Origin of the sequence: Methylobacterium fujisawaense, from assembly GCF_014138435.1 — a bacterium.
GTDB lineage: Bacteria > Pseudomonadota > Alphaproteobacteria > Rhizobiales > Beijerinckiaceae > Methylobacterium > Methylobacterium fujisawaense.
On the sequence record NZ_JACJIM010000001.1, the window covers coordinates 619,465 to 646,020 of the forward strand.

The window sequence follows — 26,556 nt, forward strand, 5'->3', positions numbered from 1 at the left end:
GCCCGGACGGGCCGGATCAGCCTTCGGCCCGCAGACCCTTGATGATGCGCCGGGCGATGGTCCGCACGGCCTCATCGTCCCGCGCCTCGCCCTCGACCGGATCCCACAGGTGGGCGAGGCTGCCCTCAAGCTCGTCCAGCAATTCCGGATGACGCTGCGCCAGAAACCGAACCGTCCCGAACAGCAGATGCTCGGTCGCCATCTCGCGACGACGGGCCTCGGCGACGGCATCGGGATGAAGCTTGGGATTCTGCGCGCTCATGGATGCCCAACGATCGGCGGCGGCGGCGGTTCGTCCCGCAAGGCGTGGTGCGACGCCGCGGAGCGGGCTTCAGCGAACGCGATATCCGCGACGGTTCGTGAGCGTCGCGGACACGCAGCGCACAAGATCGTGCCGGCCAGATCGTGCCGGCCCGGTGCGACTGGATCGGACGCGAGAAACGCGGCACGGGGCGCCCTCAGCGCCGCAGCGCCCCGAACCAGGTGACAAGGGGCTCCGCGAACGCGGCCCAGGTCCGCGACCACACCGTGCCGGTGCGTGCGTCCGCCGGGCGGGCGCCGGCCATCAGGGATGCCACCAGGGCATCCTCGCGGGACTTGCACTCGTCGAGGGCGTTGCGCTCGTCCCCGGCGCGGCTCTGACCCGTCGGCTGATGCCCGGAGGCGTCTCGAAGGCAGCGGTGCCACGCGCGCTCCAGCTCGGCCGGATCGGACGCTCCGGCGACCGGACCCGCGACGGCAGGACCGGTGGTCAGGAGGAGCATCGCGGACAAGCTGAGCACCGGCATGCGCATGATCGCTTTATGACCGATTCGCGCCCAGCTCGGATAGAACGTAGCAGCAACAGTGGCCGTGACTCGGGACGGCGGCCGATCAGCCGTGCCGGCCGGGCTTGGCCATCCGGCAGCTGTGATCCATCAGGTACTCGGCGCTGGCCTCCGGCTCCCGATAGGCCAGGAGGATCATCCCGCCCTGCGGATCCCCGGGATCCGCCTCCACCGCCGCGAAGCTCGCGTCGTGCAGATGCCCCTGCCAGCCCGGCACCCGGGCCAGCGCCGCGAACGGGTTGAACTCCGCCACCGCGTCCGGGGGAATCCGCAGCGCGACGTAACGCGCCTCCGCCAGCGGCACGGGGAACGGGGCCCAGGTCTCGCCGACGGCGCCGCCATGGGCCTTCAGGGCCGCCATGACGCTCCGGTGCATGCAGTCGAGATGGATGTGAAGCTGGTCCTGGCTGCGGCCGCCGACGGAATTCACCTCCAGACCCACCGCCGCGACCGGCAGCCGGCCCGGCAGCGCATCCGACACAAAGTGCCGGGCCGCGAGCGCCGCGCGCCAATAGGCGGCGCCCCGCGGTCCCTGGAGCACGGGCGCCTCGATGCCCGAGATGCTGTCGGTGGGCATCACCACCGTGTGGGTAGGCTGTCCCGGCGCGCGCAGCACCGCCGTCCCCGGGCGCGTACCATCGCCGAGGTCGACGGAGAGGCAGGGAAAGCTCCGGCCCGCCGCCTTCTTGGCGAGCACGCAGCCCTGCAGCGCCACCCAGAGCACGTCCCGCACCGGGTTCGCCGCGATGGCGGCCGGCACCGTGGCGAAGGCGAACAGGATCGCGGCGACCAGACGACGAAGCATGAGCAGATGTTCCGGTCCCCGGCCGCCGTTATGCTACAGGCGGCAGCGCGCCATCACTGTACGCGGGCGCCGTCGGCGCGAGGTTACGATTCCGCGATGCTGAGAGGGAAGGTGCCGTGGCTCGGCCTGATCCGGATCGCGGCCTGGATCCTGGTGGCCCTGATCGCCGCCGTCACGCTGGTGCCGATCGGGCTCCGCCCCGTCGTCACGGCCGAACCCAGCATCGAGCGCTTCGCCGCCTACGCGCTCGCCGGGCTGCTGATGGCCATGGGCTACCCGCGGCACGGGCGCTGGATCCTCGTCGGCAGCATCCTCCTCGCCGGCGGCCTGGAGTTTGGGCAGACCCTTACCGGGACCCGCCACGGCCGGTTCGACGATTTCCTCGTGAAAGCCGTCGCGGCCTTGGCCGGCGCGGTGGCGGGCCGCCTGCTCGCCGTCCTGGGCCGCGGGCGCCCGGACGACGCGACCTGCCGATGAATCCGGCCCGGCCGGACCGTCGCCGCGGACGCGGACGCGGACGTTTGCACATGTCCCAATGCATGTCGCCGATGCATGTCTGCGCCGCCAGCCCGGCATCCTGCGGTCGGTCTCCGGCGGAAACCGCCGAGCTTGACCCACGTTGGCTCAGGGGGCTCTCACGCGAGGTGCGGCATGTTCGGCGCAGCCAAGCTCACGGGACGGTTCTGGTTTCGCAAGACGTGGACGGGCAAGCTGGTCCTGCTCGTCGAGGAAGAGAAGCCCCGGTGGCTCAGCCGGACCGGCCTCACCAAGCGCCGCTGGCGCGACGCGCGCCTTCTCGACCTGGCTGAAGCCCCGATGCACGCGCTGATGACGCTCGAGCGCGGCTATCGCGGGGATCCCGCATCCGGTCCGGCGCGGATTCTGCAATCGGTGGTCCCACCCGGGACGCGCGGCGCGATCGCCACGCCGATCGGGACCGCCGTCAACGCGTGAGCGCCGCAGGGGCGCGGGCCGAGCATGGAGGGGCAGGGCTCGGCCCGCCTGCCGTTCGGCTTCTTACCCCCAAAGCCGGAGCGACCCTGCCACTGATCACGGCAGGATTAACACTTCCTGAAGCCGCCCGCCCGGGCCCGCGCCGCAGGCCCCCGTGCGGACGATCCGAGGGAAGCCGCGCTGCCAGCTCCGACCGGAATGATCCAGCGGCAGAATCGCTACTGATCTATGTTGGTATTCGCCCAGACATTCGGTAGATAACAGCCATAATAGGTTATCTTCGCTCATATATGGACTTGACTGTCGAGAGGCGGATCAACGTTCATGCATCACTCCAACGTGAGAGGCGTTCATGGAAGATAGCAATCCCGCACCGCATCAGGATCCTGTCGATTTCGTGGAGCTGACGGCCGACATTGTTTCCGCTTACGTAGCCAACAATTCCGTCCCGGTCCCCGATCTGCCGTCGCTGCTGTCCGGCGTTCATGCCGCGCTCGCCGGCCTGAGCCAGACGACGGTCTCGGCCGAGCCGGAATTCAAGAAGGCGACGCCTGCGCAGATCAAGAAATCGATCACCCCCGACGCCCTGATCAGCTTCATCGACGGCAAGCCGTACAAGACGCTGAAGCGGCATCTCACCGGCAACGGCATGACGATCGAGCAGTATCGGCAGCGCTACGGTCTGCCGCCGGACTATCCGACGACCGCATCCACCTACTCGGCGATGCGGGCCGAGTTCGCCCGCAATGCCGGCCTGGGCCACAAGCGCCGGAGCCCGGCCGCGAAGCGGGGCGAGCCTGCGGCGTCCGCCGCGGCGCCGGATGCGGACGGCACGAAGGTGGCCAAGGGCCGCAAGACCCGGAAGGCCGACGCGGAGGCGTGAGCCCTGAGGTTGCGGGCCCTGACGTGCGATCCCGGGGCCCGGACTCGGAATGACGGGATCGGGCGCGGCCAGGGCGGCCGCATCCACCCGTCAAGACCGCGGCGCGGAGTGCCGGAACGACGCCTGCGGCCATCCGTTGGCCCTGCGGAACGCCCGGCTGAACGCCACGGAGCCCAACGTGAACCGACCGATCCCCGCCCTTCTCCTCGCCGCCGCGACCGTGGTCGCCCTCCCGGCCGCAGCCTGGGCGCAGGATCGGCCCGGAACCGGACCGGCGCCCCGGACCGAGACCGCACCGAAGCCGGCGGCCGATACGAAGGATCCCGGCCGGACGGCGACGGAAGCCGTCACCCATCCGTCGGCCGTTCCGCCGACGGAGGGTCAGGTCGGCACTGGCAAGCCCCCGGCCACCGGGACCCCTCCGACGACGAGCCGCTAGCGCTCCATCACAGGCCCGGCGCCCCCAGCCGAACTAGGGCAGCCGCACGGGCCTGTCCCCGCCGGGGCGCGACTTCGAGGGATATCGGTCCGGCGGGACAGACGCGGCGTAGGCCCGCCGCCGTGGCCGTCGCGCCCAGCGGATCGGGCCGCCATCACAGGCCGCGCCTGCCGGTGGGGCCAGAGCAGCGGGTGCACGGAACCGTGCCCGTCTGCCGCGAGCGCTGCGGCACGCATCGGTGGAAACGACCCGGCCGGCCGGCGGTGACGCGATCGACGAGCTCCTTCAGGCTTCCGCTTGTCCCCCGCGCCCACCGTCCATAGATCCCGACGATGACGGCACTCCCCTTCGACAACAGCTACGCCCGCCTGCCGGAGCGCTTCTACGCGCGCCGGCCGCCGACGCCCGTGGCGGCCCCGCGCCTCGTCCGGCTGAACCGGGCGCTCGCCGCGGAGCTCGGCCTCGATCCGGACTGGCTTGCCGGCCCGGACGGCGTGGCGGCCCTTGCGGGAAACGCCGTCCCGGAGGGCGCCGATCCGATCGCGGCGGCCTATGCCGGACATCAGTTCGGCCAGTTCGTGCCGCAGCTCGGCGACGGCCGCGCAGTCCTCCTGGGCGAAGTGCTCGACCGGACTGGGCAGCGCCGCGATATCCAGCTGAAGGGCGCGGGCCCGACACCGTTCTCCCGGCGGGGCGACGGGCGGGCGGCGCTCGGTCCGGTGCTGCGCGAGTATCTCGTCAGCGAGGCCATGGCGGCGCTCGGCATCCCGACCACCCGGGCGCTCGCCGCCGTGACGACCGGCGAGCCGGTGGTGCGCGAGACGCTCCTGCCGGGCGCGGTCCTCACCCGCGTGGCCGCGAGTCACATCCGGGTCGGGACGTTCCAGTTCTTCGCGGTCCGGGGCGATGTCGAGGGCCTGCGGGCGCTCGCCGACCACGTCGTGGCCCGGCACTATCCCGAGGCCGCTTCGGCCGCGAACCCCTACCGCGCGCTGCTGGAGGGCGTCATCGCCGCCCAGGCCGAACTCGTCGCCCGCTGGCTGCATGTGGGCTTCGTCCACGGGGTCATGAACACCGACAACATGTCGATCGCCGGCGAGACGATCGATTACGGCCCCTGCGCCTTCCTCGACGCCTACGATCCCGGGACCGTCTTCAGCTCCATCGACCGCAACGGCCGCTACGCCTACGGCCAGCAGCCGCGCATCGCGCTGTGGAACCTGACGCGGCTGGCCGAGACCCTGCTGCCGCTGCTCGCCGAGGACGAGGCGGGCTCGGTCGCCGAGGCCGAGGCGGCGCTGGCCTCCTATGCGGCGCGCTTCGAGACGGCCTATCACGGCGGCCTCGCCCGCAAGCTCGGCCTCGCCGAGACCCGGGACGGCGACGCCGCTTTGGCGGGCGACCTCCTCAAGCGCATGGCCGAGAATCGGGCCGACTTCACCTTGACGTTCCGCACGCTCTGCGCCGCCGCGGAGCGGCCGGAGGCCGACGCGGGCGTGCGCGACCTGTTCGTCGATCCAATGGCCTACGATGCCTGGGCGAAGGACTGGCGCGGGCGGCTCTCGCAGGAGGCCCGCGACCCGGCCGAGACCGCCGCCGCGATGCGCCGGGTCAATCCGGCCTTCATCCCGCGCAACCACCGGGTCGAGGCGATGATCGAGGCAGCCGTGGAACGGGGGGATTTCGCCCCGTTCGAGACGCTGCTGACCGTGCTGTCCCGCCCCTACGCGGATCAGCCGGATCAGGCCGCCTTCGCCTTGGCGCCCGAGGACGGTGGCGTCGGCTACCGCACCTTCTGCGGCACCTGAGGCGTCGCGCCGGCGGTCACTGCCGCGGCCAGGTGAAGATCTCGCGCACCCCGCCCTCGTGCCGAAACCAATGGACGCGGGTGGCGGGGTTGAAACCGTGATCCCGGTACGACGTGGCGATCACGGAAACGAGAGTCTCCGCCGCCGACCGGTCGTGAATGTCGTAGGCCAGAAGTTTGGGAGCACCGCCAGGTTCGCGGGCGAGATCGCGGACCAGAATCGAATACGACATCCTCCCCTCCTTTCGACGCAAACGATCTACTCAACATTATATCTCTAAGGCTAGGATTGTTCGCGTCAGCATCGTGTAAAGGTTAAACATTATTAACCGGAGTGCGTTGATTTGATACGGTCGAGGTCGGAGGCGCCGGGCGCGGAGGTCATCGCTGTCGTCACGAGCCTCGCGAGGGGACCGAGAGCGGCGCGGGAGCGATGAGCGGGGCGCGGCCGGATCCCTCAGCTGCGCGTGCAAAGGCGGCGAAGCCATCCCCATGAAACGGAAGTCGAATCGCGTCGCGACCGTGGCCGCCGGCCTGTCTCCCGGGCTCAACGGGATCATCGCCCGCCCCAGCCGGACATCGCGCGCGGCAGGCGCCCGCCGAGACCGGACGACGCGAACGGGGGATCCGAAGGCCAAGGTGAGGCGGATCCTCGCGTGGTTCGTCGCACCGGCCCTGGCGCTGCTGGTCGCCCAATGTGGCCCGACGCCCGGCGCGCCGGCGGCCGGGATCGTCGTGGCCTCCAAGATCGACACGGAGGGCGGGGTGCTCGGCAACATCATCCTGCAGGCCCTGCAGGCCCGGGGCCTCCCGACGGTCGACAAGATCCAGCTCGGCGCCACCGCGATCGTGCGCCAGGCCCTGATCGAGGGTCAGATCGACATCTACCCGGAATACACCGGCAACGCGGCGTTCTTCTTCGGGAAGGCGGATCTCCCGGCCTGGAAGGATCCCGAGGCGGCCTATCGGACGGCCCGGGACTCGGATCGCGCGGCCAACGACCTCGTCTGGCTGACGCCCGCCTCGGCCAACAACACCTGGGCGATCGCGGTGCGCCAGGAGATCGCGCAGGCCGCGGGCCTGAAAACCCTGAGCGACTTCGGCCGCTACGTAGCGGGCGGCGGCGCGATCAAGCTCGCCGCCGCGTCGGAATTCGTGACCGCCCCGGGCGCCCTGCCGGCCTTCGGCAGGACCTACGGCTTCACCCTCAAGCCGGAGCAGCTCGTCATCCTGGCCGGCGGCGACACGGCCGCCACGATCGCCGCGGCGGCGCGGGGCACGTCCGGCACGAACGCCGCCATGGTGTTCGGCACCGATGGCGCCCTCGCGGTCGCGCGCCTCGTGACGATGGACGACGACAAGGGCGTCCAGCCGGTCTATCAGCCGGCGCCGGTGGTCCGCGGGGCGGTCCTCATGGCCCATCCCGAGATCGCCACGGTGCTGGATCCGATCTTCCGCAGACTCGACCTGGCGACGCTCCGGGATCTCAACGGCCGCGTCCAGATCGGCGGCGAGCCCGCCTCCGCGGTCGCGGCGGACTTCCTCCGGCAGAACGGATTCGTGCGCTGACACGCGTCGACAAGCCGAAGCTCTGCCGGCATGGGTTCTCGGCGGGTCGCGGGGACTCGTCGCGAGGCCGGCCACTTTTGCGCGGGCCCGCGCGCGCCGGCGCCGTCGGAGCTTGAGGATGGGGGGACATTCCGCGACGGGGCTGCTCCGCCCGGGCGTCGATCCGCTGGGCTCGGCCTTCGCGGCCCTGCTGGGACTGAGCCTGCTCGCGCTCCCGCTGATGACGACCCGGCCGAACCGGATCGCGGCCGGCACCGGGCTGACGGCCTGGTCCGCCCTCCCGTCGGGTGCGGTGCTCCTCCTCGGAGGCGTCGTCGCCCTCGGTCTGCCGCTGCTGGCGCTCCGGGCGGCGCCGCCCCTGCGCCTCGCCGCCGCCGCCGCGATCCTCCTGCTCCTCGGCCTGTCGGCCGGCTGGGCGGCCGATCACCTGACCCTGCCGGGCGACCGGTACGGCCGGGTCTCGCCGGATGCAGGCTGGTGGCTCGCCTTCGCGACGGCGGCCCTCGCCGTCGGCGACGGGCTGGCGCGGCTGCGGCCGGGACCGATCCTGCGGATCGCCCTGCTGGCCCTGCTGGTCGGCGCGACGGGACTCGCCCTGCGGACCGGGTTCTGGAACAACCTTTCGGTGCTGCGGGAATATGCCAGCCGCTCCGACACGTTCGGCCGGGAGTTGCGGACCCATGCCGTTCTCGCCCTCACCTCGGTGGCGGCCGCCGCCGCTCTGGGGATCCCGGCGGCCATCCTGGCGCGCCCGGTTCCTGCGCTGCGGACGGGCCTGCTCGCGACCCTCAACGTCGTGCAGACCATCCCGTCCATGGCGCTGTTCGGGATGCTGATCGCGCCCCTGGCCTGGATCGGCCGGGCGGTCCCGGGCGCGGCCGCCCTCGGCATTGCGGGAATCGGCGCCGCGCCGGCCTTCGTGGCGCTGTTAGCCTACGCGCTCCTGCCCGTGGCCGCCGCGACTGTCGCGGGCCTCGATGCCGTGCCCTGGCCGGTGCGCGACGCCGCCCGGGGCGTCGGCATGACCGCGCGGCAGCGGCTGCTCCAGGTGGAGCTGCCCCTCGCCCTCCCGGCGATCCTGACCGGAATCCGGATCGTCCTCGTCCAGAACATCGGGCTTGCGGTGATCGCGGGGCTCGTGGGCGGCGGCGGCCTCGGCGTGTTCGTCTTCCAGGGCATCAGCCAGAATGCGGGCGACCTCGTCCTGCTCGGCGCGCTGCCGACCGTCGCCATGGCGACCGGCGCCGCGGTGCTGCTCGACGCGGTCGTCGATCTGAGCCGGGGCCGGGCGGCGGAGCGGGTTCCATGATCGACCTCGCCCAGGTGAGCCGCGTCTTCGAAGGACGCACGGTCGTGGCGGACGTGACCCTCCGGGTCGAGGCCGGGACGATCCTGACGGTGGTCGGCACCTCGGGATCGGGCAAGACCACCCTGCTGCGGATGATCAACCGCCTGATCGAGCCGAGCACCGGCACGATCCAGATCGCAGGCCGCGACATCCGGGACGTGCCCCCGCATCTCCTGCGGCGCGGGATCGGCTACGCCATCCAGGGACACGGGCTGTTCCCCCACCGCACGGTCGCGGAGAACATCGCGGTGGTGCCGAAGCTGCTCGACTGGGACCGGGGGCGGATCGCAGCCCGGGTCGACGAACTCCTCAGCCTGTTCAACCTCGATCCGGCGGCCTACCGGGATCGCCTGCCGGCGGCGCTCTCCGGCGGCGAACAGCAGCGGATCGGCGTGGCCCGGGCGCTCGCCGCCGAGCCGCCGATCCTGCTCATGGACGAGCCCTTCGGCGCCCTCGATCCGATCATCCGCGGTCGGGCGCAGGAGGATCTGCGGACGATCCAGCAGCGCTACAACACCACGATCGTGCTGGTGACCCACGACATGGACGAGGCCCTGCACCTCGGCCACCGGATCGCCGTGATGGATGCCGGGCGCCTCGTGCAGGAGGCGCCGCCGGCAGACCTTCTCGGCGCACCCGCCACCGCCTTCGTCGGCACCCTCCTCGGCAGCGGCGACCGGGCCTTCCAGCTCATGGCCCTGCGCGTGGTGGACGATCTGGTGGAGCCCGGCCCGGCGCCGGGCCCGCCCATCCCGGCCGGGACCTCGGTGCGGGCCGCCCTCGCGGAGAGCCTGTGGTCCCGGCGCCCGGCCCTGCCGGTCAGCCGCGACGGCGTCATCCTGGGACGGGTGACGCGGGCGGCCCTCGAGGCGCAGGGCGGCCGGCCGTGAGCCGGGCCCCGCCTCTTGCCTGGGCCGCGCTCCTCGCCCTCCTCGGCGTGTTCCTGGTCGCTCCGGGCCGATTCGCGCCCCTGTTTCAGCCGTTCGCCCCCGGCGACACGCCGCCGATCTACGCGCAGACGCCGCTGCTGACGCTCGCCGTCAATCACCTCCTGCTGGTCGCCGCCGCGACCCTGACGGCCGCCGCGATCGCCGTCGGCCTGGCGGTCGCGGCCACCCGGCCGGCCGGGCGCGACGTGCTTCCGTTCGCCCGGTCGGTGGCCCGGATCGGGCAGACCTTTCCGCCGGTGGCGGTCCTGGCCCTGGCGGTGCCGATCTTCGGGTTCGGCGCCGTCCCGACCCTGATCGCCCTGGTGCTCTACGGGCTCCTGCCGATCTTCGAGACCGCGCTCACCGGGCTCGACGGGCTCGATCCCGCGCTGATGGAGGCCGCGCGCGGCATGGGCATGACCGACCGGCAGCGGCTCCTCCGCGTCGAACTGCCCCTGGCGCTGCCGATGATCCTGTCGGGGATCCGCCTCGCTGCCGTCATCGGCCTCGCGACGGCGACCATCGGCTCGACGGTGGCGGCCAGCACCCTCGGCGAAGTGATCATCTCCGGCCTCCTCACCGGCAACACCGCCTACGTGCTGCAGGGCGGCCTCGTGGTGTCGGCGCTGGCCCTCCTGATCGATGCCGGCTTCCGCCATGTCGAGCGCGGGGCGGCACGCCGGGCTGGATTTCGTTCCTAGACGCGACTAAAACGCCAGCGGGGCCGTACGCGCGGCCCTGGGGCGTGGAACCCCCTGTCTGATGGTTGGTGCCGACCAGAACGGCACCCGCATCCTTGGCCATACGGTCGGGGAGCCTGCGACGCATGTCCAGGCGTTCCGGCGCTAAAGGTCGTAGGGACCGTTCAGACACGGTTTTCCAACTCCCCGACTCGGGATGGTCGAAGGCTCGTTCGCGGGGGCGCACCGCGGATCAGAGCCCGCCGGGGGGATGGACCATGGGCTCCAGCGATCCCGAAACGCGCGGACGTCAGCTCGCCCGGCTGCGCGCGGCCTACGAGGGCCGTCCGGGGCGGCCGGACCGCGCCGGCAGTGGCGCGCGGCACTCGCGGGCGCTCTTGGGACGGATCCTCGTGGTGCTCGGCGGCCTGCCGGACGGGACCGGCTTGCCGGTGATCGGTCCGGGCGGGGACGGACGCGCCCGCTCGTAGCATCGGCCCGCCCACGCGCCGGAATCGCGCGGCATGACCGGCCCCAGACGCACGGCGGGCCAGGCGCATATGGACCGCCAGCCGGCCCGGCAGCGATGGCGACGCGCAGATCGAGCGACAAAAACTGTCAAACTCCAAACATATTGATTATTTAAACCCGCTATAACAATATTAACTCGACGCACACGATTCGTTCGGCCGTCGTCCAATTGCGCGATCGATGCCGACCGGTCTTGAAAGCGTCGGACTGGGAGGTCGCCATGACACGAAGGACCATCCACACAGCATTCGCCCCAGGACTCTCCGCTGTCGCGCTCGTCCTGATGCTGCCCGCTGCCATAACGGCCCGCGCCGAGGACATGCCGCGACAGGGCGATTTCAGGATAACTTACACATCGACAAATATCTCTGCGGCGAAACCTGTCACGATCGGCGACAACCGAACGGCTTCGGCAACGATCAACATGATGACCGCCGTCAACGAATCGGGCGGGCGGCTCCTGCACAACATGGCCGGACGCTGCACCTCCGCCCCGCTGATCGACACCGCCGCCAAGACCCTCGAGAATCACGGCTATTGCGACTACGTCGACGCCGACGGCGACCACGTCTTCGAGAAGTGGGACTATCCGGTCCAGCCCCTGGGCGCGGTCAACGAGGGCACGGGCGAGTGGATCGGCGGAACCGGCAAGTACGCCGGCATCTCCGGGACCATGAAGATCCGCTCCCGACGGCTGAACTCCCTCACGGACGGCGCCATCCAGGTGGTCGGCGAGAAGCTCGGCAGCTACAGCTTCACCAACGCGGTGGCCAGCGCGAAGCGGGACTGACAGGTTCGGGGCGACGGGACAGGCGGGCCGACTTGGCGGTAAGACGCCGTTCATGACGCCCGCCGACCGAGACCGGTTCGAAAAATGCCTCGCCCTCGCCGCCCAGGGCGCCACGATGGGCGAGCGCGCGGCCGCCCGGGCCGCCGCCGAGCGCATCGCCCGGGGCGCGGGCCTCACCTTCGCCGAGGCGGCCGAAGGGCTCCGGCGGACGGGACAGGAATCCGCCCACCGGGCGACCCGTCCGCCACCGCCCCGGCGGTCCTATCCCTGGGCGCAACCCAAGGCGCCGGTGACGCCCATCACGGTCGAGGAACTGCTCCACCAGAAGGCCGAGACGGAGGCGTGGCAGAAGCGGTCGGCGGCCGCCGCCGACCGCCGCCGGAAGCGGGAGCGCGCCGACCAGGACGCCTACGTGGCGGAGCAGCGCGCCCGGCAGGCGGAGCGCGACCGGGACTGGGCCCGCACCCGCACGGATCCTCCGGCCGCGCCGGGGGACGAGGCCTGAGCGTCGCTCGGCCGGCGGAGAGCCGTCTCAGCGGCGGGGCTGCGGACGCGCGCTCCGGTGCGCCCGCGCCCGGCGATGGCGCGGGGCGATCCGCGGCGTGGCCTGCGGCGGCGCTGCGGCGGCCGGGGGACCGGGCGCGACGCCGTCATGGGCCGCGACGATCCGGCGGGCCTCCTCGACGCTCATGTCGCAGGCGCTCGTCATGCCCTGCAGGGCGCCCAGGGCGCGGTTGTATTCGGGAAGGTTGGTGCATCCGGGAACGCCCCACGCCCAGGCGGGAGCCGGCACTATCCCCACCGCCGCCAGCACGAGGGCGACAAGACCGTTCCTGATCGACACGGATGCTCCTCCGCTCCCCGAGACCTGGATTCCGGCCCCCGGCGGGGAAACGCGGTCACACTGGTGGCGGGTTCACCGCCGCCGGGTCAGGCCCCGCCGCACATGTGCTGGGAGTCGGGCAGAGTCCAGGAATCCAGCGTGCGCAGGTTGGTCGTCGTATACATCTTGCCGCGATCGTCGCCCTTGGGGCAGCCGGTCGGCAGGGCGACGAGGCAGGTCATCACCCGATCGCCAACCCGCGACCGCGCGATCGCGTCGATATAGGCGTAGGAGACGCCGTAGACGCCGTTCTTGAGATCGACGCTCGTCCCCTCGTCGATCCCGTCGCCCTTCGGCTTCACGAGCTTGTCGCTGAACCGCGTCCCGATCCGCGAGATCGTGGTCGCCACGCAGGTGCCGACCCGTGTCGGCATCTGCGCCGCGGCGGTGCCGGGGGCGAGCCCGAGACCGACGACGAGCGCGCCCGCCAGAACCGCACCGGCCCGGCCCCCCATCAGGCGGCTTCGAGCAGGAAATTGGCCCGCCGGAACATCAGCTCGCGCCGGTAGAGGTAGACGCCGCCCCGCCGCATCGCCGCATGCGCCGCGTCCGCATCGAACCCGTACGGCTTGTCCCGCGCGGTATCGATGCAGCCGACATACATCCAGCGCACACCGTCGATGATCGCCGGGATCGGCTGGTCTTGTCGGACGGCGCAGAACTGCTCACCGTCCGTGGCCGCCACGAAAATGTAGAAGGTCTTCCGCGCGCACATCCGAACCTCCAGAGGTCTCGGGGGTGTAACCGCAAGGCAACGGTCAAGGGATAAACTGATTCCGCTGCAATAGTCAAGCTTCTGCCACATTTTCGTCACGCCCGAGACAGAACCGGCGCAGCCTCACACCCGCCACCCTTCGAAGATCGGCCGCGCCCGAGAGCCCGCCCCGTCCGGCGCGCCTCCCATCGCGAACGAGGCATGACCCGGCAAGGTCCGGCGCCGGCCTGGATCCATCGACGGCTCGGCCCCGTCGGACCGTCGCTTCGGCCGCGCTCCTTCGCCCGGCTTCAGGCAGCCGCACATTCCCTGCGCCCGACGGTGGACCACCCCGGCGCGAAGGCCGGACACCTCAGACAACAGCGCAGACCGATAAGCCTTCGGATCCGGCTCTCTAAGATCTCAATAAAATTTTGTATGCATAACAAGAGGTTTACCGGACATGCGAACAAGTATTGACAGGCCATAATGTACGAGTAGTCATAAGGACCGAGCGAGGTTGCCGGGACCAGAGATGCGATCGATCGCGTTGCCGAAAGACCAAGACCATCTCGAATCGACGATCAGCGAGGTCGCGGTGCGCGTCGTCACGGCCTACCTGTCGAACAACGCAATTCCTCACACCAGCCTGCCGCCGCTTCTGGCCACCGTGCACGGCGCCCTGTTCGCACTGACAGACCGGCCGAAGGCCGCCGAGATCCCCTATGAGCAGCCGACCCCCGCGCAGATCCATCGGTCGGTCCGCCCGGACGGCATCGTCAGCTTCATCGATGGCCGATCTTACAAGACCTTGAAGCGGCATCTCACGGCGCATGGGCTGACGCCGGCCTCGTATCGCGCGCGCTACGGGCTGCCGGAGGACTACCCGATGACCGCGCCCGGCTATGCCGAGCGACGTTCGGAAATCGCCAAGGCGATCCGGCTCGGCCGCAACGCGGCCTGACCGGCGCGATCCCCGGCGCCGCTCCCGGCTGCCGCGCGGCACCCCGACCGCGCCCGCGCACGATGGCCGGGCGGGCTCCCGCCGGGAGCCTCACCGGGCTCGGCGGACCAGCCTCGCGCTCGCTTGTGAACCGATCGTCCGCGTGGACGTAGATACCATGGACCTATGACGCGCGCCGGCGACGCTGGGACGGCGCGATCAGGCGAGGGGAATACGGGCATGAAGGGTCTGTCGGGCTGCGTCGTCATCCTGTCCCTGCTCGGCGGGGGAGCGGCCTCCGCACAGACCGTCCTGGCGCCATCCGGCGACTCGGCCGTGACGCAGCCCGGTGGGACGGCCGGTCGCTCCGCACGACGCAACATCCGGGAGGCCTACCGCAACGGCGACGTGATCGGCCATCGGCCCGGCCCGGTCGCTCCCGTATCGCAGCGCGATCGATCTAAGCACATGCAACCGCGCTTCTAGCGGGCGGCTGCGGACCCTATCAGCGCGGCGCGCGCCCAGGCCGGCTTCGCTCCGTCGGCGGAACGAGCGGGAGGCAGGGACGTCCGCGGCAGCCGGCCGGCCTGCGCGGCGCCGGATCTCGTGTGACCCGCGACAGCAGCGCCTCGTGCGTTTGTGGGCGCCGCCACGTTTCCCCGTTTGAAGCGCGCAGCTATGGCGGTGCGGCACCGGTTGCGCGCACGCTCCGGTCGGGAGAGGACACACGCCCTTGATGGACGCCCGCCTGCAGGCTGCGACGCCCTCCCATAGCGCCGCGCCCGCGGCCGGATCGGTGGCGGTCGTCACGCGGCGGCTCGATACCCTCCCGATCACGCGGCTCCACGTGGCGGCGCTCGCTGTCTGCACGCTGGGCCTGTTCACCGACATCGCCGAGGTCGCCTTGAGCAACGCCTTGGCGGCCATCTTCCTCGCACCGCCCCACAACATGCCACGGGGCAGCCTCTCGCTGCTCCTCGCCTCCGTCTTCGCCGGTGGGGCGGTGGGCGCCCCCTTCTTCGGGATCCTGGGTGATCGCTTCGGCCGCAGGCGCGCCCTTCAGGCCTCCCTGGCGCTGATGGCCGCCGGATCTCTGGCGGCCGCCGCGAGCCAGGGGCTCACGGCGCTGACGCTCGCCCGCACGGTCTCGGGTTTCGCGATCGGCGGGTTTCCGCCCCTCGTCGCGACCTACCTCGCCGAGGTGACGCCGGCGCGCCACCGCGGCGCGACACTGATGGTCTGTGCCGGGATCGGGCTCCTCGGCGGCTTGGCCGTCCTCCTCCTGGTGCAGGCGCTCGCACCGGGGGCTCCCCTCGGCGTCGAACCGTGGCGCTGGGCCCTGATCCTCGGGGGCGCCCTGGCGGCCCTGGGCAGCATCCTGTTCGCGGGGCTGCCGGAATCGCCGCGATGGCTGGCCTCGGTCGGGCGACCCGTCGAGGCCGACGGGGCCTGCCGCCGGTTCGAGCGCGCGGCCGGCCGGGCGCCGGTCGTGGGAGCAGCCGACCTCGCCCCAGCGCCGGCGATACACGGGCCGGCGATACACGGGCCGGCGGGCTTTCGCGCCCTGTTCACCGGGACGCGCCAGACGCGCCAGACGGCCCTGTTCGTGGGCCTCTTCACGCTCGCCCCCCTGGCGACGATCGCCTTCCCGCTGCTCAGCGCCGTCGTGATGGTGGAGAAGGGCTTCCGGGTCGATCAATCCCTCGCCTTCGCCGCGCTGTCGATGCTCGGCCCGCCGCTGGGCACCCTCCTGACCGCGCTGGTGATCGACCGGCTTGAGCGGCGCGCCTGCCTGACGGCCCTGGCGGCCGCGATGGCGGCCCTGGGCACGGCCTTCGCGGCGAGCGGCACGTTCCTGACGCTGGTTCTCGTCGGCATCGCCTTCAACACCGCCGCGGCGACCTACGGCAGCGTCCTCGCCGTCTACGCCACGGAACTCCTCCCGACGCCGCTGCGGGCCTCGGCCATGACCTGCGCCTGGGCCGGCGGCCGGGTCGCCGCCGCCCTGGCGCCGCTCATCCTCCTGCCGGTCCTTTCGGCCTACGGACCGCACGCGATGTTCGCGGTGATCACGATCGTCCTCGGGGCCAGCGCCGCGCTGCTGCTTGCCGGACCGCGCGGCTTGTCCGGCCGGGCCGTTGCATAGGCCGCGCGGGGACGCCCCGCATCGTCAGGCCCGATCGGCGTCGGTTGCCAATCCGGCAAGATTCACACGATAGAGTTGCACAGGCGCTGGGACAGCGCCGCCGGGCCGGACGGGAGTGTCACACGTGTTGAGCCCGGTGCTCGTCCCAAGCCTCGTCGAGACGACCAATCACGTCGAGCCCAAGCAGGCCTTCGAATTCTGGCGCTGCACGGCCCTGGCCGCTTTCGGCGACATCGGCCGGCGGCATCCCCGGGAGCGCTTCGCGGCCAAACGCCTGACCGTGGCGTCGGCCGGCTGGTCGCTGACCCATACGGTCAGCAGCCCGGTGGAGCTGGAGTTCCGGTCCCGGCACGTCGACCGGAATGCCCGCGCGATGGTGGTGATCGGCCTCGGGCTCGACGGCGTCGGCTATCACGAGCAGCACGGCCGCGGCGCGCAACTGAACCCCGGTGATATCAGCTTCCTGTCGCGGAACCGGCCCTTCGTGGCCGGCACCCAGAGCGCCTACGGCGAGATCCGGCTCGCCGTGCCGCGCGAGGTCTTCGAAGCCTGGGTCGGCGATGCGGACGCCTTCGCGGGCCGCAGCCTCAACCCGCACCCGGCCGGGGTGGCGTTCCGGACGCGCCTGTGCACCGTGGCCGCCTCCATCGCCTGGATGTCCGAGGGCGAGGCACAGACCGCGATCGAGGGCGTGCTGCACCTTCTCGGCCACCTCGTCGACGGCACGGCCCGGCGCACGAAGCCCGCGGAGGTTTCGCAAGCGGCGGTGGTCTCGCTCGCCCGCGCCCATATCGCGCGCCGGATGCACGATCCCGACCTGACCCCGCAGGACATCCAGAGGGCGCTGGGCCTGTCCCGGACGAGCATGTACCGCGCCTTCGCGGAGACCGGCGGCATCGCGACGGCGATCCGCGACGCGCGCCTCGACCTCGCGCGCCGACGGTTGGAAGCTGCCCGCGACGGCAAGGTGCGGATCGCCTCGATCGCCTATGCGTGCGGGTTCACCGACGTGCCGACCTTCAACCGCGGGTTCCGCAAGCGCTTCGGCCTGGCACCGGGCGACCTCCGGCCCGCGCGGCCTCAGGCGGACCGCATCAGCCCGCGGCAGCCAGATCCGCCGCGCCCCTGACCTGGGCGGGGAAATCGAACACCGCGTCCGCATGGGCGATCGTCGCCGGGCGATGGGCTACGATGACCCGCGTCATGCGCAGGTCCCGCAGAGCCTCGGCGATCACCGCCTCGGTGGCCTCGTCGAGATGGCTCGTAGCCTCGTCGAGGAACAGGATCTCGGGCCGCCGGTAGAGGGCGCGCGCCAGCACGATGCGCTGCTTCTGGCCCCCCGACAGGGTCGAGCCCATGTCGCCGACGAGGCTCTCGAAGCCCATCGGCATGCGGCGGATATCGTCCAGGATCGCGGCCCGGGCCGCACATTCGGCGATCCAGCCGGCATCCGGATGCTCGTCGAAGGCAGCGATGTTCTCGGCGATGGAGCCCGCAAACAGGCCGTCGTTCTGCATCACGCCGGCGATCCGGCGGCGGTAGGATCCGGCGGCGGTGCGGATGTCCTGGCCGTCGGCGGCGACGATCCCCTCGGTCGGGGGCGTCAGCCCCATCATCACCTTCATGAGCGAGGTCTTGCCGCATCCCGAGGGACCGGTGATCGCGAAGCAGGCGCCGGCCCGGACCGACAGCGAGACCCCGCGGAAGATCCAGGGCTCGTCCGCGCCGTAGCGCAGCGCCAGGCTTACGCCGGCGAGCGCCCCGGCCTTCAGGGCGACGACCGGCGCCGCGGGCGGCGCGGCGGCAGCGAGATCCTGCTCCTCGGGCTCGCACAGCACGATGTCGGCGAGCCGGTCGGTCTGCACGTCGAGCATGCGCAGCTTGAACCACGCGTCGATCAGGCTGCCGATCCGCGTGGCGAACTGGTCGCGATAGGCCAGGAACGCCACCAGCATGCCGAGCGACAGCGACCCGCCGATCACGGCGCGGGCGCCCAGCACCAGCAGGATCAGGCGGTCGAGGCCGAACAGGAACTCGTTCGCGCGGCCGAACACGAGGTCGAGGCGCTGCAGCCGCAGCCGGGCGTTCAAGGCCGTGACGAAGTGGTTCATCCAGGCGCCGCCGCGCCGCTCGCGCAGGTCGAGAAGCTTGACGCTCGCCATGCCGCGGACCGTCTCGATGAAGTGCGTCTGCTGGCGGGCCTCGGCCACGAGGGCCTCCTCGCTGCCCTCGCGATAGGCGCCGTAGGCGAAGACCCGGAGGATCGCGTTGAGCGCCGTCGAGGCCAGAACCACCGCGACCAGCCAGCCGCCATAGACCATCAGCATGGCCAGCATCCCGACCGCCATGAGGCCGTCGAGGACGGCCTGGACGAGGTCGGTCGTCAGGCCCTTCTGGATGGTGGCCAGGGAGCCGAACCGGGAGATCACGTCGCCGACATGGCGCTTCTCGAAATAGTCGAGGGGCAGCCGCGACAGGTGGTCGAACAGGCCGGCCGACCATTGGTAGTTCAGCCGGGTCCCGGCCAGCATGATCGCCCAGGTCCGGGCGATGCTGAGGCCGAGCTGGAGCAGCAGCAGCAATCCGAGGCCGATCGCCACCACGAGGAGCAGGTCGTGGTCGGCATTCACGATCACCTCGTCGATCACGACCTGCGAGGCGATGGGCATCAGCAGGGCGACGAGTTCGATCCCCAGGGAGAGGGCCAGCACCTGGGCCAGGGCGGCGCGGATGCCGGCCATGTTGCGGAACAGGTCGCGCAGCCGCAGGCCCGGGTTGGCCCGCTCGCGCTTGAAGCCCGGGTTCGGCACCGCCTCCAGGGCGACACCGGTGAATTCCCGCGAGGCCTCCGCGAGGCTGATCCGGCGCCGGCCGCGGCCCGGATCGTTGATGACGAGGCCGCCGCGCTCGACACGGGTCAGCACCACGAAGTGGTTGAGGCCCCAGTGCAGGATGCAGGGGAGCCGGAGCCGGGGCAGATCCGTGAGTTCGACCCGCAGGGCGCGGGCGGTCAGGCCCTGGGCGCCGCAGAGGTCGATCAGGTTGCGCAGGGTCATGCCCTTGAGCGACAGGGGATGGCGCCGCCGCAGCGTGGCGAGGTCAAGCTGGCGGCCGTGATAGGCCAGGACCATGGCGAGGCAGGCCATGCCGCATTCGGCAGCCTCGGCCTGGAGGACGACCGGCACCCGGCGGCGAAGCCCGAAGTCCAGCCGGGCGGCACGGGATGGCGCCGTCACGGGGCCGCCTTCCGGACCGGCAGGGCGTCGAGGCCGCCGCGCGTGACGAGGGCGAGGCTTTCCCGAACATGCGCGACGGGATCGAGCAGCCAGCGGTAGAGCGACCGCTTCTCCAGGGCGATATCGGCCTCGACCCGCATGCCCGCCTCGAGGCTGCGCCGCTCGCCATAGGCCAGCACGGTGTCGGAATCGGGCCGGACGACGATGCGGTACAGGTCGGTCCCCTCCCCCCGGGCGGAGGCGCGGCGCGCGAAATCCGGGGCGTCGTCGCTGCCCAGCGGCGCCCGCGTGACCTCGGTGACGACGCCGCGATGCAAGCCGAAGCGCTGGAACGGGAAGGCGGCGTAGCGCAGCATCACCGGCGCGCCGGCCTCGGCGAAGCCGATGGCCGACGAATCGACGAACAGGTTGGCCTGGAGGCGCCCCGCGCTCGGCAGCAGGGTCAGGAGCGTCGCCCCGGCCGCCACGGTCTGGCCGACCTGCGCGCGGATCGACGTCAGGGTCCCGGCCTCCGGTGCCCGGACCTCGATGGCGCGGCGCGCCTCGCTCTCGGCCTTCTGCTGCGCCAGCTGGGCGGCGGTCCGGTCGAGGTCGGCGAGGTCGCGGGCCAGCCGGTCGTCGTAGGCGGCGAGCTGGGATTTCGTGTCGGCGAGCTTGCCGTCGACCTGGAGGCGGCTCTGCTGGAACTGCGCGAGCTGCGCGCTCGCCTGCATGTAGAGGTAGTTCTGGCTCTGGAGATCGGCGGCGCGGGCGAAGCCGCGCGCCACGGCGTCGGCGAGTTCCTCGACCCGCGACCGGAGCGGCGGCACCAGCTTCTCCTGCAGCTCGATCTGCTTGGCGAGCTGGGCGGATTGCTCGCTCAGATTCGCCACCTGCTCCCGGAGGGCCTGCCGCTCCGTCCCGGCCAGATCGGCCCGGGCGGCCCGCTGCCGCTCCACGCTCTGCCGCTGGCGCTCCAGCTCGGCGATCACCCGTTCCTGCGTAGGCCCGCTCGCCGACACGGCGTCGAGGTCGATCGTGTAAAGCAGCTGCCCCCGGGCGACCTTGTCGCCCTCGCGCACCCCCGTCGAGCCGACGCGGCCGGCGACCGGGCTGGCGAGACTGATCAGACCGATATCGGGCGCGAGCAGGCCGACGGCGTGGATGCGGCGGGTATAGGTGCCCTGCCAGGCATAGAGGCCGATGGCCGCCACCATGGCCACGCAGGACAGGGCCACGATGCGGATCGGCAAAGGCTGGATGATCTGCGCCTCGCCCAGCCACGCATTGCGTCGCGCCTCTATAACTTCCAGTCGAAAGAGCGGACTTGGCACCCGGCTAAAGCAACCTTCCCAGAACGAGACCACATCTTCGAGGATAGCACGCCTCGGCGTCATCCGGCTTGCTCGGTCGCATCGTACGAGTGCTGTGTCAACACTGCACGGGAATGCGAATTTTGTATTCCCGATGTCGCGTCAGATTGTCGCATTTTTCTATAAAAATTCAACGATATCAATTACTTGAACGAAATGAGGATCCGGCTTGTTTTGCGCCGCAAAACAAGGTCAATTTTTGCGCGCTCTCGTGCTGCAGCGCAAAGATCGCGTCTTCGCGATGCTGTCGAGAGGCACGGGGCCCCAGCGAAGACGGCGCTTGATGCGAAAGCGCCTGGAGCGCGCCCTGGGAAAGGCAAGCCCGGTCAGTTTTTGCGCATTCGCCGAATTCGAGAGAACTCGACACGTATCGGCAGCCAGATACCGATTGACACGAAGCACATCTCTGTAATCCTAAAGGCAGGTGCCGACGTCCAAGGCGCCTCGACGCTGCGATCAGACAATAGATCGAGCAGAATAAACTTCTTCTTGAATCTCAATCAGGAGAACGATCATGCAGGACAGCATCGATACCGTCCGCGAGCTGAGCGCCACCGAGCTTGACCAGGTGGGCGGCGGCCTCGGGGTCGGCCTCACCGTCGGCCTGGGGGTCGACGCAAGCCAGGAACTCGGTGCGGTCTCGGGGGTCGTCGGCCAAGCGGGCAGCCTCGTGAGCGGCTTGGTGGGCAGCGTGCTCGGCGCGGTTGGCGGCCTCGTAGGCGGCGTGACCGGCGCCCTTCGCTGACGGAGGAGAATCGGGAGGGCGGCCGCGAGGCCGCCCTCCTCAGGCGCCCGAGGGCGACGAAGCCGGAACCGACTGGCCCGCATGGACAGCACGCCCGAGACCATCACGTACGCCACCAGCGGCAGTTCCGGACATCTCTCCGGCCGTCCCGAACTGACCTGCTGCGCGCCGGGCGACCGCGGTCTCCCGGAGATCACCTTCATCGATTTCCGCTTCGCCACCGGGGGCTGGAGCACGCATGCGGTCTCCGGTCTCGAAGTCGCCGCCAGCACGCAGCCCGCGGGGGCGCATCACGAGGTCGATTACGAGATCGCGGCGCGGCTGAGCGACCGCGAGGGCCTGCTGGTCCGGCGCCCCGGTCTGCACGGCACGACCCGGTGGGTCGGCCCGTATACCGGCCGGGTCCTGTCCTTCTCGGCGGCGGCCGTCGAGCGCCTCGCGGAAGCGCCCATCGGAAAGATCGCGTTTGCGACCGACGGGCGCGACCTCCGCGCCTGCCGGAGCACCTGTCACATCCTCAGCGCGCTGAGCTGCGCGCATCGGGACGATCCTTCGCCCGACCCGCTTTTGATCGAGAGCCTCCATCTGGCGGTCCTGCGCTCGGTCATCGCGGTCCGCACGGCGGGCCGGTCGGCCGGACCCGATCTGTCGGCATCGCAGGCCGGGCGCGCCTGCGCGTATATCCGGGAGCACCTGGACCGGGAGATCACCGTGTCGGCCCTGGCCGGGATCGTCGGGCTCAGCGAGGGCTACTTCATCCGGGCCTTCCGCCAGAGCACCGGGGTGACGCCGTACCAGTACATCATGCGCGAGCGCGTCGGCCGGGCCGAGGCCCTGATCCGCTCCGGCGCGGGATCCATGGCGGAGGTCGCCGCGCGGTCGGGCTTCACGAGCGCCGGCGCCATGAGCCGGACGTTCCGGAAGCTGGTCGGGCGCTCGCCGACCGGGCGCACGGCCGGCCGGCGCGCCTGAGCGCCTAGCCGGCGGCCCGCCCCGTCGCCCCACGGAACAGGTCCTCCATCTCGCGCCGGACGCGGATCGCCTCCTGGTCGGCCTCGTACGCGACGTCGCTCCAGCGCACGGCCCGGCCGGCGGGCACGTCGGTCTTGAGGACCATGTTGTGGGCGAGCCCGATCGGCAGGGCGTCCTGCGCCAGGGCCTCCGCCGCCGGCATCAGCTTGCCGTAGACGGTGAACCCGCCCTCGCCGTCGAGCCGCTCGCCGGCCCGCAGGGCGCGCTTGGCGGTGGCGGCGACGTCGCCGCGCCAGTCGCCGGTGGCACCCGTGGCCTCGCCGCGGACCGCGATGGAGGCCACCGAGATCCCGAGTTCCAGCCCGATCAGGTGATAGGGCTTGTAGGTGGCGGCGAACCGGCCGCTGGCGTCGGTCTTGAGGCCGTACTGGGCGAAGCAGTCGCGCACGTAGGGGCTCGGCGCCTCGAACACCGCGTAGACGCCCCAGCGCAGGTCCCGGAACACCGGCCGCCCGTCCCGCTCGACGGACGAGACCACCTCGACGGTGCCGCGCTCGGTGAGGAGGCCGCCATCCGCCACGGGCTTCAGGATGCTCGGCAGGTCGTCGACGCCGCAGGGCGGGAAGGCGAGGCCGTCGCGCGGGGGGGTGAGCCCGCAGGCATTGGCCACCGCGGCCATCTCCAGGGCCGACTTGGTGCCGTCGAGGAAGGAGTTGAACATCTGCGGGTTGAAGTCGCCGCCCGCGACCTGGCTCTCGCTGAAGCCGTAATGGCCCCAGACCGTGTCGGGCGTGGAGGCGTGGTAGGCCGGCAGGTACTTGGTGCCCTTGCCGGCGCAGATCACCTCCAGCCCGATCGTGCGCGCCCAGTCGACCAGCTCGGCGATCAGCGCCGGCTGGTCGCCCGAGGCCATGGAGTAGATCACCCCGGCCTCGGCCGCCTTGCGCGCCAGCAGCGGCCCGGCCAGCACGTCGGCCTCGACGTTGACCATCACGATGTGCTTGGCCGCCGCGAAGGCCCGCAGCGCGTGGCGGATTCCGGCGGCCGGGCTGCCGGTGGCGTCGATGACGATGTCCACGAACGGGCTCGCGATCATCGCGTCGGCATCCTCGGTGACGAGGGTCGTGCCGGCCCGGGCAGCCTCCTCCATTCCGCGCGCCGCGAACCGGGCCTCCTCCCAGCCGACCCGCCGCAGCGACGCGCGCGCCCGGTCGGGCGACAGATCGGCCACGGCGATCAGGTGGATCCCGGGCGTGCGTGGCGCCTGCGAGAGGTACATCGCGCCGAACTTGCCGGCCCCGATCAGGCCGACCCGGACGGGCCGGCCCTCGTCGGCGCGCCGCTGCAGCTTGGCGAAGAGGGACATGGGGCGTTCTCCCTGGGGGCGCACGGTCGGGCTCGGGTCCCGCCGCGTTTGCCGCGTTGTTTGGACCTGCACCTAGCGCGGCTCCCGATCCCGTTGAGACCCGCCGCATGACAAGACTGGCACAACCGTTTCGACCGAGGGGACGCGCGCCGGACCCTGCACCGCCATTGGCTCCGGGTTCCGGGCTCGCCTCGCGTGCCCCGGATCGACGGCGTGAGGTGCCCGCCGGTCGCCGAAGCGATCCGGCCGACGACGATCACCGCGCCCATGTCTTTCCGCGCCAACATCTTTCCGCGTCAGGCCGGAACCGCCCGGCTCTCCACCTCCACGTCGAGCAGCCAGCGGCGGAAGGCCCGGATCTTCTCCAGGGCCCCGTCGCGCTCGCGGTAGCAGATGAAGTGCAGGTCCCGGGACAGGCTCTCGAACCGCCCGCCGCCAAGGCGCACCAGCTGCCCGGCGGCGAGTTCGTCCCGGGCGAACCGCAGGGTCTCCAGCGCCACGCCGAGCCCCTGGACGGCCGCCGAGATCACCAGCGAACCCCGGTCGAAGGCCGCGCCCGATGCCCCGGTCGGGACGGGCAGGCCGTTATGGGCGAACCAGTCCGGCCAGCGGATGGGGCTGAAGGACGAGTCCAGCCGGGTGAAGGCCCCGGCCGACCCCGCGGCCCGGGCAACCTCCGGCGTGCACAGGGCGGCGATCTCCTCCGGCCCTAGGGACTCGACGGTCAGGCCGGGCCCGCGCGGCGGCCGGCCGTAGGCGATCAGGATGTCGATCTCCTCGTGCCGGGCGAGATCCAACGGGTCGGCGCTGGTGGAAAGGCGGATGGCGATGCCGGGATGCGTCTCCACGAAGGCGGGGAGCCGGGGCCCCAGCCACTTCGCCGCGAAGCTCGGCGTGCAGTGGACGGCCAGCGACGAGGGCGGCGGCGGGCTCAGCTCGGCACAGACCGCCTCGATGGCGTCGAAGGCGCTGGAGAGCCCCGCGAGCAGGCGCTGGCCGTCGGCGGTGAGCGTCGCCTGACGGTTCGCCCGCCGGAACAGAGCCCGTCCGAACCAGCGCTCCAGGGCGCGGATCTGGTGACTCACCGCCGAGGGCGTGAGGTGCAGCTCCTCGCTCGCCCGCGCGAAGCTGCCGAGGCGCGCGGCCGCCTCGAAGGCCCGCAGGGCGGGGAAGCTCGGGATCCGGCGCATGGGACAATCCGTGAATTGAATTCACGAAAAGCGTGAAAAATCGTCGTTTGTCAACGATTGGACGCAGCACGATAGTGCCGGCCGCGCCGCGCAGACGGTGGCGAAACGATAAAGTCTAGGGAGACATCGGAATGGCACAGGGGGTCATGACCCTCGTCGAGCCCAGTATCGACGAGACGACGCGGGTCTACCGCAAGGTTACGTGGCGCCTCGTGCCGTTCCTGTTCGCCTGCTACGTCGCGGCCTATCTCGACCGCGTCAATGTCGGTTTCGCCAAGCTGCAGATGCTGAGCGACCTGCAGTTCAGCGAAACCGTCTACGGCCTCGGCGCCGGAATCTTCTTTCTCGGCTACTTCCTGTTCGAGGTGCCGAGCAACATGATCCTCCACAAGGTCGGCGCCCGGATCTGGATCGCCCGGGTCATGCTGAGCTGGGCCGTCATCTCGGCGGCCATGATGTTCGTGACCTCGCCGACCTGGTTCTACGTCCTGCGCTTCCTGCTGGGCCTCGCCGAGGCGGGCCTGTTCCCGGGCGTGATCCTGTACCTGACCTACTGGTACCCGTCCGAGCGCCGCGGCGGCATCATCGCCATGTTCATGACCGGCATCCCGATCGCCGGCCTGATCGGCGGACCGGTCTCCGGCTGGATCATGAACGCGTTTGCCGGCACGGGCGGCCTCGCGGGCTGGCAGTGGCTGTTCCTGATCGAGGCGCTTCCGTCCGTCGTGCTGGGCTTCTGCGTCCTCGCCTATCTCGACGACGGCATCCAGAAGGCCAAGTGGCTGAGCGCCGACGAGAAGGCGCTGCTCGCCCACAATGTCGCCGCCGACGGCGCCTCCGTGACCGCGCACCGATTCCGGGACGGCTTCACCAGCGGCTGGGTCTGGCTGCTCTGCGGGATCTACTTCTTCTTCATCATGGGCCTCTACGGCGTCGGCTTCTGGCTGCCGACCCTGATCAAGGGCGCGGGCGTCTCCGACCCGCTGCAGATCGGCCTCCTGACCATGCTGCCCTACGGCGCCGCCGCCGTGGCGATGATCACGGTCGGGCGCCTGTCCGACGCGGCCCGGGAGCGGCGCTGGCACATCACGGTGCCGGGCCTCGTCGGGGTGGCGGGCTGGCTGGTCAGCATCCGGTTCAGCACGGACCTCGTGATCGCCGAGGCGGCGCTCACCGTGGCGACGATCGGCGTGCTGGTGACGCTCGCCCAGTTCTGGTGCCTGCCGACCGCCATCCTGGCGGGGGCGGCCGCCGCCACCGGCATCGCGGTGATCAACTCGGTCGGCAACCTCGCGGGCTTCGTGAGCCCCTACCTGATCGGCTGGATCATCGACACCACCAAGTCCACGAGCCTCGGCGTCTACACCCTCGCCGCGTGCCTCGCCCTGGGCAGCCTCCTGGCGCTGACGGTGCCCAAGCGCCTCGTCAACCGCTGACGCCCTCCCCTCACCCGACGAAAGGATACGC

Annotated in this window: 30 protein-coding genes; 19 read left to right on the plus strand and 11 right to left on the minus strand. The window is 71.2% G+C overall.

Annotated features, from left to right (window positions below):
* Positions 1-16: 16 nt before the first annotated feature.
* The 3 genes from GGQ91_RS03015 to GGQ91_RS03025 form a co-directional block, all read right to left on the minus strand.
* Complete coding sequence (locus GGQ91_RS03015) at positions 17-262, minus strand: hypothetical protein (RefSeq protein WP_236961841.1); 246 nt, start codon at positions 260-262, stop codon at positions 17-19.
* 196 nt (positions 263-458) lie between these two features.
* Entirely contained in the window at positions 459-788 is a 330-nt protein-coding gene (locus tag GGQ91_RS03020; protein WP_236952769.1) for a hypothetical protein, read from the minus strand.
* Between the two features lie 85 nt (positions 789-873).
* Entirely contained in the window at positions 874-1,632 is a 759-nt protein-coding gene (locus tag GGQ91_RS03025; RefSeq protein WP_043357492.1) for a CDP-diacylglycerol diphosphatase, read from the minus strand.
* A gap of 96 nt (positions 1,633-1,728) precedes the next feature.
* On the opposite strand from GGQ91_RS03025, the gene GGQ91_RS03030 reads away from it, so the two are divergent.
* The 5 genes from GGQ91_RS03030 to GGQ91_RS03050 all read left to right on the plus strand — a co-directional run bounded on the left by GGQ91_RS03030 (position 1,729) and on the right by GGQ91_RS03050 (position 5,716).
* The gene (locus GGQ91_RS03030; protein WP_043357494.1) at positions 1,729-2,109 is read left to right on the plus strand and encodes a hypothetical protein; all 381 of its coding nucleotides are present in this window, start codon (positions 1,729-1,731) and stop codon (positions 2,107-2,109) included.
* 174 nt (positions 2,110-2,283) lie between these two features.
* Positions 2,284-2,586, plus strand: a complete 303-nt coding sequence (locus tag GGQ91_RS03035; protein ID WP_043357496.1) for a hypothetical protein — start codon at positions 2,284-2,286, stop codon at positions 2,584-2,586.
* Between the two features lie 352 nt (positions 2,587-2,938).
* Complete coding sequence (locus GGQ91_RS03040; RefSeq protein WP_043389007.1) at positions 2,939-3,469, plus strand: Ros/MucR family transcriptional regulator; 531 nt, start codon at positions 2,939-2,941, stop codon at positions 3,467-3,469.
* Between the two features lie 178 nt (positions 3,470-3,647).
* Positions 3,648-3,908, plus strand: a complete 261-nt coding sequence (locus GGQ91_RS03045; protein WP_182591304.1) for a hypothetical protein — start codon at positions 3,648-3,650, stop codon at positions 3,906-3,908.
* Positions 3,909-4,240: 332 nt separating this feature from the next.
* Positions 4,241-5,716 (plus strand): protein adenylyltransferase SelO, encoded by a 1,476-nt coding sequence (locus tag GGQ91_RS03050; RefSeq protein ID WP_182591305.1) that lies wholly within the window; start codon positions 4,241-4,243, stop codon positions 5,714-5,716.
* A gap of 16 nt (positions 5,717-5,732) precedes the next feature.
* On the opposite strand, the gene GGQ91_RS03055 is transcribed toward GGQ91_RS03050, so the two are convergent.
* Positions 5,733-5,948: a hypothetical protein gene (locus GGQ91_RS03055; protein WP_043357502.1), complete on the minus strand. Its 216-nt coding sequence runs from the start codon at positions 5,946-5,948 to the stop codon at positions 5,733-5,735.
* A 442-nt stretch (positions 5,949-6,390) separates the two neighbouring features.
* Here GGQ91_RS03055 and osmF point away from each other — a divergent pair, with 442 nt between their 5' ends.
* The 7 genes from osmF to GGQ91_RS03090 all read left to right on the plus strand — a co-directional run bounded on the left by osmF (position 6,391) and on the right by GGQ91_RS03090 (position 12,067).
* Positions 6,391-7,284: a glycine betaine ABC transporter substrate-binding protein OsmF gene (gene osmF, locus GGQ91_RS03060; RefSeq protein ID WP_182591480.1), complete on the plus strand. Its 894-nt coding sequence runs from the start codon at positions 6,391-6,393 to the stop codon at positions 7,282-7,284.
* Between the two features lie 118 nt (positions 7,285-7,402).
* Entirely contained in the window at positions 7,403-8,593 is a 1,191-nt protein-coding gene (locus GGQ91_RS03065; protein WP_182591306.1) for an ABC transporter permease, read from the plus strand.
* The gene (locus GGQ91_RS03070; protein WP_182591307.1) at positions 8,590-9,522 is read left to right on the plus strand and encodes an ABC transporter ATP-binding protein; all 933 of its coding nucleotides are present in this window, start codon (positions 8,590-8,592) and stop codon (positions 9,520-9,522) included. Before GGQ91_RS03065 ends, GGQ91_RS03070 begins: the two co-directional genes overlap by 4 nt.
* Positions 9,519-10,262, plus strand: a complete 744-nt coding sequence (locus GGQ91_RS03075) for an ABC transporter permease (RefSeq protein WP_053609670.1) — start codon at positions 9,519-9,521, stop codon at positions 10,260-10,262. Before GGQ91_RS03070 ends, GGQ91_RS03075 begins: the two co-directional genes overlap by 4 nt.
* Before the next feature lie 257 nt (positions 10,263-10,519).
* Positions 10,520-10,732 (plus strand): hypothetical protein, encoded by a 213-nt coding sequence (locus GGQ91_RS03080; protein WP_043389020.1) that lies wholly within the window; start codon positions 10,520-10,522, stop codon positions 10,730-10,732.
* 464 nt (positions 10,733-11,196) lie between these two features.
* Positions 11,197-11,562, plus strand: a complete 366-nt coding sequence (locus GGQ91_RS03085) for a hypothetical protein (protein WP_236952768.1) — start codon at positions 11,197-11,199, stop codon at positions 11,560-11,562.
* Between the two features lie 52 nt (positions 11,563-11,614).
* On the plus strand, positions 11,615-12,067 hold the full coding sequence (locus GGQ91_RS03090; protein WP_043357521.1) for a hypothetical protein: 453 nt from the start codon (positions 11,615-11,617) through the stop codon (positions 12,065-12,067).
* Between the two features lie 27 nt (positions 12,068-12,094).
* Here GGQ91_RS03090 and GGQ91_RS03095 read toward each other — a convergent pair whose 3' ends face one another.
* The 3 genes from GGQ91_RS03095 to GGQ91_RS03105 all read right to left on the minus strand — a co-directional run bounded on the left by GGQ91_RS03095 (position 12,095) and on the right by GGQ91_RS03105 (position 13,160).
* The gene (locus GGQ91_RS03095) at positions 12,095-12,406 is read right to left on the minus strand and encodes a hypothetical protein (protein ID WP_182591308.1); all 312 of its coding nucleotides are present in this window, start codon (positions 12,404-12,406) and stop codon (positions 12,095-12,097) included.
* An 86-nt stretch (positions 12,407-12,492) separates the two neighbouring features.
* Positions 12,493-12,900, minus strand: coding sequence for a hypothetical protein (locus GGQ91_RS03100; protein ID WP_043760055.1), 408 nt, complete (start codon positions 12,898-12,900; stop codon positions 12,493-12,495).
* A complete protein-coding gene (locus tag GGQ91_RS03105) occupies positions 12,900-13,160 on the minus strand; it encodes a hypothetical protein (protein WP_043760054.1) in 261 nt (86 codons plus the stop codon). Before GGQ91_RS03105 ends, GGQ91_RS03100 begins: the two co-directional genes overlap by 1 nt.
* Before the next feature lie 529 nt (positions 13,161-13,689).
* On the opposite strand from GGQ91_RS03105, the gene GGQ91_RS03110 reads away from it, so the two are divergent.
* The 4 genes from GGQ91_RS03110 (at position 13,690) to GGQ91_RS03125 (ending at position 17,357) form a co-directional block, all read left to right on the plus strand.
* The gene (locus tag GGQ91_RS03110) at positions 13,690-14,103 is read left to right on the plus strand and encodes a Ros/MucR family transcriptional regulator (RefSeq protein WP_043389239.1); all 414 of its coding nucleotides are present in this window, start codon (positions 13,690-13,692) and stop codon (positions 14,101-14,103) included.
* 219 nt (positions 14,104-14,322) lie between these two features.
* Complete coding sequence (locus tag GGQ91_RS03115; protein ID WP_246410535.1) at positions 14,323-14,568, plus strand: hypothetical protein; 246 nt, start codon at positions 14,323-14,325, stop codon at positions 14,566-14,568.
* 250 nt (positions 14,569-14,818) lie between these two features.
* Positions 14,819-16,228 (plus strand): MFS transporter, encoded by a 1,410-nt coding sequence (locus GGQ91_RS03120; RefSeq protein ID WP_246410536.1) that lies wholly within the window; start codon positions 14,819-14,821, stop codon positions 16,226-16,228.
* Between the two features lie 124 nt (positions 16,229-16,352).
* Complete coding sequence (locus GGQ91_RS03125; RefSeq protein WP_182591310.1) at positions 16,353-17,357, plus strand: helix-turn-helix domain-containing protein; 1,005 nt, start codon at positions 16,353-16,355, stop codon at positions 17,355-17,357.
* Here GGQ91_RS03125 and GGQ91_RS03130 read toward each other — a convergent pair.
* Together GGQ91_RS03130 and GGQ91_RS03135 are read right to left on the minus strand one after the other, a co-directional pair.
* Complete coding sequence (locus GGQ91_RS03130; protein ID WP_075381214.1) at positions 17,323-19,464, minus strand: peptidase domain-containing ABC transporter; 2,142 nt, start codon at positions 19,462-19,464, stop codon at positions 17,323-17,325. The two genes, GGQ91_RS03125 and GGQ91_RS03130, sit on opposite strands and share 35 nt — an antisense overlap.
* A complete protein-coding gene (locus GGQ91_RS03135; protein WP_043389035.1) occupies positions 19,461-20,777 on the minus strand; it encodes an HlyD family secretion protein in 1,317 nt (438 codons plus the stop codon). Before GGQ91_RS03135 ends, GGQ91_RS03130 begins: the two co-directional genes overlap by 4 nt.
* Positions 20,778-21,330: 553 nt before the next feature.
* Between GGQ91_RS03135 and GGQ91_RS03140 the strand changes: the two genes are divergently transcribed.
* Positions 21,331-21,561 carry a hypothetical protein gene (locus GGQ91_RS03140; protein WP_043357549.1) on the plus strand — a complete coding sequence of 77 codons (231 nt, stop codon included), beginning with the start codon at positions 21,331-21,333 and terminating at the stop codon, positions 21,559-21,561.
* 81 nt (positions 21,562-21,642) lie between these two features.
* Entirely contained in the window at positions 21,643-22,533 is an 891-nt protein-coding gene (locus GGQ91_RS03145) for an AraC family transcriptional regulator (protein ID WP_043357551.1), read from the plus strand.
* Positions 22,534-22,537: 4 nt separating this feature from the next.
* Here the strand turns inward: GGQ91_RS03145 and GGQ91_RS03150 are convergent, their stop codons facing one another.
* On the minus strand, positions 22,538-23,899 hold the full coding sequence (locus tag GGQ91_RS03150; protein WP_043760044.1) for an NAD(P)H-dependent oxidoreductase: 1,362 nt from the start codon (positions 23,897-23,899) through the stop codon (positions 22,538-22,540).
* Between the two features lie 296 nt (positions 23,900-24,195).
* Entirely contained in the window at positions 24,196-25,089 is an 894-nt protein-coding gene (locus GGQ91_RS03155; RefSeq protein ID WP_043357555.1) for a LysR substrate-binding domain-containing protein, read from the minus strand.
* Between the two features lie 131 nt (positions 25,090-25,220).
* On the opposite strand from GGQ91_RS03155, the gene GGQ91_RS03160 reads away from it, so the two are divergent.
* Positions 25,221-26,525, plus strand: a complete 1,305-nt coding sequence (locus GGQ91_RS03160) for an MFS transporter (protein ID WP_053609664.1) — start codon at positions 25,221-25,223, stop codon at positions 26,523-26,525.
* Positions 26,526-26,556 lie beyond the last annotated feature (31 nt).

Excerpts from the sequence above, each read along its gene's own strand:
- GGQ91_RS03015 (WP_236961841.1), bottom strand. The coding sequence starts at position 262 with ATGAGCGCGCAGAATCCCAAGCTTCATCCCGATGCCGTCGCCGAGGCC.
- GGQ91_RS03100 (WP_043760055.1), bottom strand. The coding sequence starts at position 12,900 with ATGGGGGGCCGGGCCGGTGCGGTTCTGGCGGGCGCGCTCGTCGTCGGT.
- GGQ91_RS03085 (WP_236952768.1), top strand. The coding sequence starts at position 11,197 with ATGATGACCGCCGTCAACGAATCGGGCGGGCGGCTCCTGCACAACATG.
- GGQ91_RS03155 (WP_043357555.1), bottom strand. The coding sequence starts at position 25,089 with ATGCGCCGGATCCCGAGCTTCCCCGCCCTGCGGGCCTTCGAGGCGGCC.
- GGQ91_RS03050 (WP_182591305.1), top strand. The coding sequence starts at position 4,241 with ATGACGGCACTCCCCTTCGACAACAGCTACGCCCGCCTGCCGGAGCGC.
- GGQ91_RS03150 (WP_043760044.1), bottom strand. The coding sequence starts at position 23,899 with ATGTCCCTCTTCGCCAAGCTGCAGCGGCGCGCCGACGAGGGCCGGCCC.
- GGQ91_RS03080 (WP_043389020.1), top strand. The coding sequence starts at position 10,520 with ATGGGCTCCAGCGATCCCGAAACGCGCGGACGTCAGCTCGCCCGGCTG.
- GGQ91_RS03160 (WP_053609664.1), top strand. The coding sequence starts at position 25,221 with ATGGCACAGGGGGTCATGACCCTCGTCGAGCCCAGTATCGACGAGACG.
- GGQ91_RS03020 (WP_236952769.1), bottom strand. The coding sequence starts at position 788 with ATGCCGGTGCTCAGCTTGTCCGCGATGCTCCTCCTGACCACCGGTCCT.
- GGQ91_RS03025 (WP_043357492.1), bottom strand. The coding sequence starts at position 1,632 with ATGCTTCGTCGTCTGGTCGCCGCGATCCTGTTCGCCTTCGCCACGGTG.
- GGQ91_RS03030 (WP_043357494.1), top strand. The coding sequence starts at position 1,729 with ATGCTGAGAGGGAAGGTGCCGTGGCTCGGCCTGATCCGGATCGCGGCC.
- GGQ91_RS03035 (WP_043357496.1), top strand. The coding sequence starts at position 2,284 with ATGTTCGGCGCAGCCAAGCTCACGGGACGGTTCTGGTTTCGCAAGACG.
- GGQ91_RS03055 (WP_043357502.1), bottom strand. The coding sequence starts at position 5,948 with ATGTCGTATTCGATTCTGGTCCGCGATCTCGCCCGCGAACCTGGCGGT.
- GGQ91_RS03145 (WP_043357551.1), top strand. The coding sequence starts at position 21,643 with ATGGACAGCACGCCCGAGACCATCACGTACGCCACCAGCGGCAGTTCC.
- GGQ91_RS03065 (WP_182591306.1), top strand. The coding sequence starts at position 7,403 with ATGGGGGGACATTCCGCGACGGGGCTGCTCCGCCCGGGCGTCGATCCG.
- GGQ91_RS03040 (WP_043389007.1), top strand. The coding sequence starts at position 2,939 with ATGGAAGATAGCAATCCCGCACCGCATCAGGATCCTGTCGATTTCGTG.
- GGQ91_RS03120 (WP_246410536.1), top strand. The coding sequence starts at position 14,819 with ATGGACGCCCGCCTGCAGGCTGCGACGCCCTCCCATAGCGCCGCGCCC.
- GGQ91_RS03105 (WP_043760054.1), bottom strand. The coding sequence starts at position 13,160 with ATGTGCGCGCGGAAGACCTTCTACATTTTCGTGGCGGCCACGGACGGT.
- GGQ91_RS03140 (WP_043357549.1), top strand. The coding sequence starts at position 21,331 with ATGCAGGACAGCATCGATACCGTCCGCGAGCTGAGCGCCACCGAGCTT.
- GGQ91_RS03070 (WP_182591307.1), top strand. The coding sequence starts at position 8,590 with ATGATCGACCTCGCCCAGGTGAGCCGCGTCTTCGAAGGACGCACGGTC.
- GGQ91_RS03115 (WP_246410535.1), top strand. The coding sequence starts at position 14,323 with ATGAAGGGTCTGTCGGGCTGCGTCGTCATCCTGTCCCTGCTCGGCGGG.
- GGQ91_RS03090 (WP_043357521.1), top strand. The coding sequence starts at position 11,615 with ATGACGCCCGCCGACCGAGACCGGTTCGAAAAATGCCTCGCCCTCGCC.